This is a genomic window from Mesorhizobium sp. SARCC-RB16n, from assembly GCF_008520305.1.
Lineage (GTDB): Bacteria > Pseudomonadota > Alphaproteobacteria > Rhizobiales > Rhizobiaceae > Mesorhizobium.
This window is the reverse complement of record NZ_ML703279.1, coordinates 241,411-250,046: the sequence shown is the minus strand read 5'-3', so window position 1 is coordinate 250,046 and position 8,636 is coordinate 241,411. Positions and strand designations below refer to the sequence as shown.

At 62.6% G+C, this 8,636-nt stretch carries 7 protein-coding genes; 5 read left to right on the top strand and 2 right to left on the bottom strand.

Features of this window, described 5'->3' with window-relative positions:
* Positions 1–1,505: Na/Pi cotransporter family protein (locus C7I87_RS24490; RefSeq protein ID WP_149906606.1), on the bottom strand; the 1,505-nt coding region annotated here is incomplete at its 3' end.
* 289 nt (positions 1,506–1,794) lie between these two features.
* On the opposite strand from C7I87_RS24490, the gene C7I87_RS24485 reads away from it, so the two are divergent.
* The 5 genes from C7I87_RS24485 (at position 1,795) to rpoD (ending at position 7,403) form a co-directional block, all read left to right on the top strand.
* Positions 1,795–2,157: an RcnB family protein gene (locus C7I87_RS24485; protein ID WP_149906605.1), complete on the top strand. Its 363-nt coding sequence runs from the start codon at positions 1,795–1,797 to the stop codon at positions 2,155–2,157.
* A 130-nt stretch (positions 2,158–2,287) separates the two neighbouring features.
* The gene (locus C7I87_RS24480) at positions 2,288–2,536 is read left to right on the top strand and encodes a type II toxin-antitoxin system RelE family toxin (RefSeq protein WP_149906604.1); all 249 of its coding nucleotides are present in this window, start codon (positions 2,288–2,290) and stop codon (positions 2,534–2,536) included.
* A 12-nt stretch (positions 2,537–2,548) separates the two neighbouring features.
* Positions 2,549–2,914 carry a helix-turn-helix transcriptional regulator gene (locus C7I87_RS24475; protein ID WP_149906603.1) on the top strand — a complete coding sequence of 122 codons (366 nt, stop codon included), beginning with the start codon at positions 2,549–2,551 and terminating at the stop codon, positions 2,912–2,914.
* A 107-nt stretch (positions 2,915–3,021) separates the two neighbouring features.
* On the top strand, positions 3,022–4,953 hold the full coding sequence (gene dnaG, locus C7I87_RS24470) for a DNA primase (RefSeq protein ID WP_149906602.1): 1,932 nt from the start codon (positions 3,022–3,024) through the stop codon (positions 4,951–4,953).
* A 425-nt stretch (positions 4,954–5,378) separates the two neighbouring features.
* Positions 5,379–7,403 carry an RNA polymerase sigma factor RpoD gene (rpoD, locus tag C7I87_RS24465; protein ID WP_149906601.1) on the top strand — a complete coding sequence of 675 codons (2,025 nt, stop codon included), beginning with the start codon at positions 5,379–5,381 and terminating at the stop codon, positions 7,401–7,403.
* 63 nt (positions 7,404–7,466) lie between these two features.
* Here rpoD and C7I87_RS24460 read toward each other — a convergent pair whose 3' ends face one another.
* The gene (locus tag C7I87_RS24460; protein ID WP_149906600.1) at positions 7,467–8,525 is read right to left on the bottom strand and encodes a TauD/TfdA family dioxygenase; all 1,059 of its coding nucleotides are present in this window, start codon (positions 8,523–8,525) and stop codon (positions 7,467–7,469) included.
* Positions 8,526–8,636 lie beyond the last annotated feature (111 nt).

The window sequence follows — 8,636 nt, the reverse complement described above, 5'->3', positions numbered from 1 at the left end:
ACGAAATGGCTGGCGCTGGTTTCCTTCTCGCGGTCGCGCAACTGGTCCTTCTCCAGCACGAGCTGGCGGGCGGTCTCGGCATCGCGCGAGACCAGCACGTTGAAGGCAAGCCGGGCATTGGCCAGCACCGAGGCGTGGAAGGCGCAAAGTTCCCGCCAGCCCTCGGGCGTGAATTCCAGGCCGCGCTCAAGCTTCTTCTTCACATGCACCAGCATGTTGCGCACGATGATGTCGCCGACCTGCTCGAGCTTGACGCAGGCGCCGATCAGTTCCTGGCAGCGCAACGCCTCGTCCTCGGCCAGCGGGTTCCTGGTCAGCTTTGCCAGATAGAGCTTGATCTCCGCATGCTTCCTGTCGACACGGTCGTCTAGAGCCGCCAGCGCCTTGATCTTGTCCGAGTCGGCATCCTCATAGAGTTCGATGATGCGTTTGAGCATGATCTCGACCGTCTCGCAGACCCGCACCACTTCGCGTGTGGCGTTGGCCAGCGCCTGGCTCGGTACGTCGAGCGCGCTTTCGTTGAGCGCCGACAGTTCGACGACCTCGAGCGTGGCGGCCTGCGCCGGCTTGGCGCCGAGCGCCACGATCCTTTCGGAGGCTCGGTAGACCAAACTGGCCAGCGGCAGGCCGGCGAGCAGGATGACCACATTGAACAGTATATGGGCGTTGACGATCTGATCGGCCGCGGTCGGGCCGAGGAAGGCGACATGCGGCCGGAAGATCATGAACAGGATCAGCATGACCAGCGAGCCCAGCCCGCGCATCAGGAGGTTGCCGACCGGCACGACACGGACTTCGGGGCTGGCCGAGCGCGTCAGCATCGGCGCGATGAGCGACGAACCGAGATTGACCCCGAGGATGAGGACGAGGCCGAGTTCAGGGCTGATCAGGCCGCGGCCGGCGAGCGTCGCCATCAACAGCACCGCCGCGATGCTCGACTGGAACAGCCATGTGATCATGGCCGCCAGCAGGTAGGCGGTGATGGAATCGCTGGAGAAGTAATTGAGGATGACCGGCAGCAACTGGCTGTTGCGCAGCGGCTCGGAGGCCTGGCCGATCATTTCCAGGGACAGGATTAAGAGGCCGATGCCGACCAGGATGCGGCCGGTTTGGCGCCAGTCGCGCCGCTCGGTGGCCATGAACATCACTGTGCCTGATATCAGGCAGAGCGGCACCAGCAGCGTGAAATCGAAAGTCAGCAGCTTGACCACCAGGGCAGAGCCGATCTCGGCGCCACGCACGGCCAATTGGCCGGCGGCGCCCGAGACGATGCCGGAACCGGCGAAGGAGCCGACCAGCAGCGTGACCGCGGTCGAGCTTTGCAGCGCGATCGCGAGGCCCGTTCCAGCCAGCACCGCCATGACCGGATTGCGCATGGTGGCGCGGAGCCTGTGGCGCAGCACGTCGCCATAAGCGCGCTCGACGCCGGTCTTGACCATGCGGGTGGCAAACAGCATCAGCGCGACCGCGCCGGCCAGATGCAGAAGGACGACCGAGCCGCTCACGGCCGCGATGGCCCGGTGGGCGCCAGCGGCGCGGTGAGCAAACCCGGATGGAACAGGGTGTGATTCATCAACATCGCAGCAACCATTATAGGGTCGATTCACTTTAGCCGGATAACAAATTTCGACCCCTGCGGCAAGATGTGGCGGGTATGGGAAACGCGCTTCGGCTACATGGGCAACTTGCCATTCTAACCACAAGATTCCATTACGGAATTGTAATGCTGGCGTTCAGTTTCAGTTCATCCCCTGGCCGTTATTCCTCTGGCATCGACAACCAAGGAGACTTCTGATGAAACGCATTGTTCTTTCCGCTCTCGCTTTCTCGATGCTGGCGGCCACCTCGCTCACCGGCCAGGCAGCGCCGATGAACGCGCCGGTGGCGCCGCAGTCGAACTACACGAAAGTCGACTGGCAGAAGCCCGGCAGGCATGTCGAGAAGCGCGTGGTGAAGAAGAAGGTCGTCGTGAAGCGCAATCATTGGCGCAATGGCCAGAAATATTCCAACTGGAAGCGTCACCAGCCGATCCGCGACTATGGCCGCTATGGCCTGCATCGTCCCGGCCGCGGCCAGGAATGGATCCGCGTCGGCAATGACTATGTGCTGGTCGGCATTCTCTCCGGCGTCGTCTTCGGCGCGCTCGCCGCGCAATAATTGTCGACGAAAGCCGGCATCTCGCCGGCCTTTCGATAGCAGGCGGCCCGTGAGGGTCGCCTTCTTTTTGGCTCATCCTATCCAGTCGACCCGCCTTGCCGAAAATATCACAATGTGCGATATTTAAACGGTGAAGCGGATCATACTTCTGCCTCTGGCGGCAAAAGCGTTGCGAAAGCATCGGGTCGATGCCGAGAGGATTTTATCGAAGATCGAAACCTATGCCAGGGATGCGAGTACGCTTGCCAACAGCGTCAAGGCCTTGCAGGGATCCTCGGCCCTGCGCTTAAGGGTCGGCGACTATCGCGTGATCTTCGAAGAGACGGATCAAGAGATCATCGTGACCAAGATCGGACCGCGTGGATCGGTTTATGATTGAAGGAATGCCGGGATGAACAACATCGCCTATGTCACGACCCCAGGTGGCGAGGAATTGGCCATCTTGCCTCGCAGCGAACTGGAAGCCCTTCGTGAATCGCTGGAGCATGCGCAGGCGCTTGGCGGGTTTCGTGCCGGGCAGCTTCCCGGCCTTACGCCCGATGAAGCACGAGCACTTGTCGGCGCGGTCTCTCCACTCGCTTTTTGGCGCAGATACCGCAAGCAGACCCAGGCCGTTCTCGCTGCCTCCTTGGGCGTGACCCAGAACTATCTTTCGGACATCGAGAACGGAAAGCGCGGTGGGGACGTCACGCTTTGGCTGCGGATTGCCCGCGCTCTCGAATTGCCGATCGAGAGTTTGGTCGACGACGGCGACTGATCAGCGGCACCGGAGGGTCGCGTTGCCTGTAGAAACCGGGCATCGTCCGCATTAGGGGTCGTCTGAAATCGCGGGCATGATTATATGGTAGCGAAACGAGTTCCCCGATGCGATTTCCGCCCGCCTTCCTCGACGAGATACGCGACCGCGTGCCGATTTCACAGGTTATCGGCCAGCGCGTCGCATGGGATCGCAAGAAGACCAACGCGTCGCGCGGCGACTATTGGGCGTGTTGCCCGTTCCATGGCGAGAAGAGCCCATCCTTCCACTGCGAGGACAAGAAGGGCCGCTACCACTGTTTTGGCTGCTCGGTCTCGGGTGACCATTTCAAGTTCCTGGCCGAGCTCGAAGGACTGAGTTTTCCCGAGGCGGTCGAGAAGATCGCCGACATGGCCGGCGTGCCGATGCCGGTCCGCGACGTGCAGGAGGAGCGGCGCGAGAAGGAACGCGCCAGCCTGACTGATGTCATGGAGATGGCGACCGCCTTTTTCCAGGAGCGCCTGCAAGGGCCTGAGGGCGCCAAGGCCCGCGCCTATCTGCGCGACCGTGGGCTGACGCCGGCGACACAGCAGTCGTTCCGGCTCGGCTTCGCGCCCGACAGCCGCAATGCGTTGAAGGAGCATCTGGCGGCCAAGGGTGTGCCGAAAGCCGATATCGAGGCCTGCGGGCTGGTGCGGCATGGCGACGACATTCCGGTCTCCTATGACTGGTTCCGCGACCGCATCATGTTCCCGATCCCGGATTCGCGTGGCAAGATCATCGCCTTTGGCGGCCGCGCGCTGGCGCCCGATGCGCTCGCCAAATACATGAACTCGCCCGATACCGAACTCTTCCACAAGGGCAATGTGCTCTACAATTTCGCCCGTGCGCGCAAAGCCCTGGCCAAGGGCGGCACCGTCATCGCCGTCGAAGGCTACATGGACGTGATCGCGCTGGCGCAGGCCGGTTTCGAGAATGTCGTGGCGCCGCTCGGCACCGCGCTCACCGAAAACCAGCTCGAACTGCTATGGCGCATGGCGCCGGAGCCGATGCTGTGCTTCGACGGCGACAAGGCCGGGCTGAAGGCGGCCTGGCGGGCAGCCGACATGGCGCTGCCGTCAGTGCAGGCCGGACGCTCGGCGCGCTTCGCGCTGCTGCCGGAAGGCAAGGATCCCGACGACCTGGTCAAGGCCGAGGGGCCGGAAGCCTTCCGCGCGGTGCTGACAGAAGCGCGGCCGCTGGTCGACCTCTTGTGGATGCGCGAGACGGCGGGTGGCGTCTTCGACACGCCCGAGCGGCGGGCCGAGCTCGAGAAGACGCTGCGCGAACTGACCAGCCGCATCCGCGACGAAAGTCTGCGCTACCACTATCAACAGGAGATGCGCGAGCGGGTGCTGAGCTTCTTCGGCTCCCAGCGCAATGCGCGGCAAGGTCGTCAGGACGGCGGCCAGCGCGGCCAGGGCAAGCCCGCACCCGGCGGGCAATTCGCCAAGGCCGGCGGCGGCCGCATGGCGATCACCGAAAGCCTCGGCCAGTCGGCGCTGGTCAGGCGCGGCGAGGCGATGTCGGTGCGCGAGGCGACGATCATCGTGGCATTGGTCAACCATCCGGCGTTGATCGATGAGAACTTCGCCCATGTCGAGTTCCTCGACCTCGCCAACTCCGACCTGAACAGGCTGCACGCCGCCATCCTCGATGCGATGGCGCATGACATGGCCAATGACCGCCACGCCGTGGTGGCGACGATCGAACGCGCCGGCTGCGCCGAGATCTGGGAGCGCGCCGTCGGCCTGATCAAGCGGGCGCGGCAATGGCCGGCGCTGGAGACGGCGGCCCTCGAGGATGCCCGCGACGCTCTGAACCAGGCGTTGCACTTGCAGCGCAGCGCGCGCACCTTACATAAGGAGCTGAAACAGGCGGAAGCGGCGCTCGAAGCTGATCCTTCGGATGAAAACTTCCGCCATCTGATCGAAATTCAGGCGCAATTTCAGGATGTACAAGCGACGGAAGCGCTGATCGAAGGATTCGGCGTTTCGTCGGGCAGGGCTGGGCGAGCCTAAGTGCAAGCGAGTGCGGAATGAAGGCGTTGCCATGCCTCCTTTTGGGGCGCGGCGCGCTAAGTCGGGTAATTGATTCGCTTTTTTCATGCGAATCATGCCAGAGCCGCTTGACCTTCTGACAGAATGGCGGAATCAGGACGATTCGAAACGTTAACCCGCACCCGCATCGACGGGAAACAAGCGATGTAAGGTCCTGGTCACTGGACAGGCAGCCCGCCTGCCACAGATATCAGGGTTAATCTGGACTTAATGCATGCCGCCCAAGAGTGGAACCCGGTTTTGGGGCAACGGCATGCGCCAAACAAAAGAGTGGATGCAGTTTATGGGCCGGGTAAAGCGCGTTTAGAAAAACGGGCGTATCCGATTTGACTGGTCCGACAGCTGACGCGGCCCCGATAGCCGGCCGCTAGGAGAAAATAAAGACTATGGCGACAAAGGAAAAGGAAGAGGTCGAGACCGAACGCGAAGGCGCCACCGACGGGCCCTTGCTCGACCTTTCCGATGATGCTGTCAAGAAGATGATCAAGGCCGCCAAGAAGCGCGGCTATGTCACCATGGACGAGCTGAATTCGGTGCTGCCTTCCGAGGAAGTGACCTCCGAGCAGATCGAGGACACGATGGCGATGCTGTCCGACATGGGCATCAACGTCGTCGAGGATGACGAACAGGGCGAAGAGGCCGAAGCCGGCGACACAGCCGCCGACGCCGAGGAAGACGCCAACGAGCTGGCCGAGCAGACCGGCACCGCGGTCGCCGCCACCACGACCAAGAAAGAGCCGACCGACCGCACCGACGACCCCGTGCGCATGTATCTGCGCGAAATGGGCTCGGTCGAGCTTCTGTCGCGCGAGGGCGAAATCGCGATTGCCAAGCGCATCGAGGCCGGCCGCGAGACGATGATCGCGGGGCTGTGCGAAAGCCCGCTGACTTTCCAGGCCATCATCATCTGGCGCGACGAACTCAACGAATCCAAGATCCTGCTGCGCGAGATCATCGATCTCGAAGCCACCTATGCCGGGCCCGAGGCCAAGCAGGCGCCGGTGGTCGAACGTGTCGAGGAAGCGCCCAAGGCCGAGGAAAAGCCGCGCCGCGGACGCGACGATGAAGACGACATCACCAATGTCGGCGCCGACACGCGCGGCATCGGGGATGACGACGAGGAAGACGACGACGAGGCAAGCCTGTCGCTGGCGGCGATGGAAGCGGAACTCCGCCCGCAGGTGATGGAGACGCTCGACGTCATCGCCGACACCTACAAGAAGCTGCGCAAGCTGCAGGACCAGCAGGTCGAGAACAGGCTGGCCGCCGCCGGCACGCTGTCGCCCAGCCAGGACCGCCGGCTGAAGGAGCTGAAGGACCAGCTGATCAAGGCGGTGAAATCGCTGTCGCTCAACACGGCGCGCATCGAGGCGCTGGTCGAGCAGCTCTACGACATCAACAAGCGCCTGGTGCAGAACGAGGGCAAGCTCCTGCGCCTCGCCGAAAGCTATGGCGTGCGCCGCGAGGAGTTCCTGAAGGAATATCAGGGTTCCGAACTCGATCCGAACTGGACGCGCTCGATCGCCAATCTGACCTCGCGCGGCTGGAAGGAGTTCACCAAGAACGAGAAGGATGCGATCAAGGACCTGCGCGCCGAGATCCAGCACCTGGCCACCGAAACGGCGATCTCGATCCTGGAATTCCGCAAGATCGTCAACCAGGTGCAGAAGGGCGAGCGCGAAGCCGCGATCGCCAAGAAGGAAATGGTCGAGGCCAATCTGCGCCTCGTCATCTCCATCGCCAAGAAATACACCAATCGCGGCCTGCAGTTCCTGGACCTGATCCAGGAAGGCAATATCGGCCTGATGAAGGCGGTCGACAAATTCGAATATCGCCGCGGCTACAAGTTCTCGACCTACGCGACATGGTGGATCCGGCAGGCGATCACGCGTTCGATCGCCGACCAGGCCCGCACCATCCGCATTCCGGTGCACATGATCGAGACGATCAACAAGATCGTGCGCACCTCGCGCCAGATGCTGCACGAGATCGGCCGCGAGCCGACGCCGGAGGAACTGGCCGAAAAGCTCGCAATGCCACTCGAAAAAGTGCGCAAGGTCTTGAAGATCGCCAAGGAGCCGATCTCGCTCGAAACGCCTGTCGGCGACGAGGAGGATTCGCATCTGGGCGATTTCATCGAGGACAAGATGGCGATCCTGCCGATCGACGCGGCGATCCAGGCCAATCTGCGCGAGACCACCACGCGCGTTCTGGCCTCGCTGACACCGCGCGAGGAGCGCGTGCTCAGAATGCGCTTCGGCATCGGCATGAACACCGATCACACGCTGGAAGAAGTCGGCCAGCAGTTCTCGGTCACCCGCGAGCGTATCCGCCAGATCGAAGCCAAGGCGCTGCGCAAGCTCAAGCACCCGAGCAGGTCGCGCAAGCTGCGCAGCTTCCTGGACAGCTGAGTTCATTTCTATCTATCACGAGAGTTAAGGGCGCCGTTTGGCGCCCTTTTTTCGTTTCAGGCGTCAAAGCAACGGCACGTTCAGCCGTGCACCCTTGACGATAATGCCGCCCCGGTCGCCGATCTGGATCGAGCCATAACGCTGCCTGAAGCAATCGGGCAGCGGGCGGTCGCCGGGGATAGACAGCCACAGGCGCAGCATATGGCGCCGTTTGTCCGGTTCAGGCCAATCGCGAAAGCCCATGCGGTCGTGAAGCAGCGAATGATTGTAGACGAACTGCATGTCGCCGGGCCGAAGCCGCATCGACAGGTTCAGCTTCGGATCATTGGCGAGGCCGTCGAAGAGGTCCAGCGCCTCGACATGGGCGGCGGTGAGCCGCATGGCATCGGGAAAGCGTTGCGCGCTGTCGATGTACTGGCGCTGATAGACGCCGGTCAGCAGTCCGGCATGCCAGCTGAGCACCGGGATTTCGAAATAGGGTTTCTCGCCCTCGGGTATTTCGCCGCGCCGGTCGGTGGCAATCGGGTCAAACAGCAGGCGGACCAGATCAGGCCGTCTTTTGCGCATCTCGTTGTAGATCGTCACCGTGCTGACCAGCAGGGACTCGCCGCCTTGCATGGCATCTTGCAGGCAAAGCAGGCCGACGACATCGGCGGAATCGGTGTGAAACGTCTGGCGTTCCGCCGTCTGGTAGATGCGCGTCTTGGTGTCCCTGGCGTCGGCGCCGATGTCGCGGACATGGCCGAGGATGTGGCCCTGGGCATTCTGGGACCGCGCGCTACCCAGATGGGCGCCAATTCCGCAGAAGATCGTTGCCGCCATCTCGGCGGAATATCTTTCCACCCGGAGACCGCGCAGCACCTCGAAGCCAATTCCGGCAATCAGTTTTTCGCGAAGCGCGGCAAGATGGCCGGCAAGCCGGGGCAAGGGGAAATCAGCCTGGGTCAGACCGCCGATATCGTGTGAGCGAGCGAGAAAGCCGGTCGCCGCCAATTCCAGCTCGGCGACGTCTGCAGGGTCCAGTTCGATCAGCCAACTCTCGGGATGCTTCGCCATGTCCTCGCCGATCCATGCGGCGGGAATGTCGATCTGTACCGGTGGCAGGTGTGTTGTCTCGCGCATGAAGCCCTCCGCGGCTGGATCGGTCATGGACGTCAGCGTGGGATTTTCCGCCATGGCCACGACGGAGATTGCCTCAATCAAGCGGGTTTTCAAACGGGCTTCAACTGGCCG

Bases quoted from the DNA above. Each gene is read 5' to 3' on its own strand.
- C7I87_RS24485 (WP_149906605.1), top strand. From the start codon at position 1,795: ATGAAACGCATTGTTCTTTCCGCTCTCGCTTTCTCGATGCTGGCGGCC.
- C7I87_RS24475 (WP_149906603.1), top strand. From the start codon at position 2,549: ATGAACAACATCGCCTATGTCACGACCCCAGGTGGCGAGGAATTGGCC.
- dnaG (WP_149906602.1), top strand. From the start codon at position 3,022: ATGCGATTTCCGCCCGCCTTCCTCGACGAGATACGCGACCGCGTGCCG.
- rpoD (WP_149906601.1), top strand. From the start codon at position 5,379: ATGGCGACAAAGGAAAAGGAAGAGGTCGAGACCGAACGCGAAGGCGCC.
- C7I87_RS24460 (WP_149906600.1), bottom strand. From the start codon at position 8,525: ATGCGCGAGACAACACACCTGCCACCGGTACAGATCGACATTCCCGCC.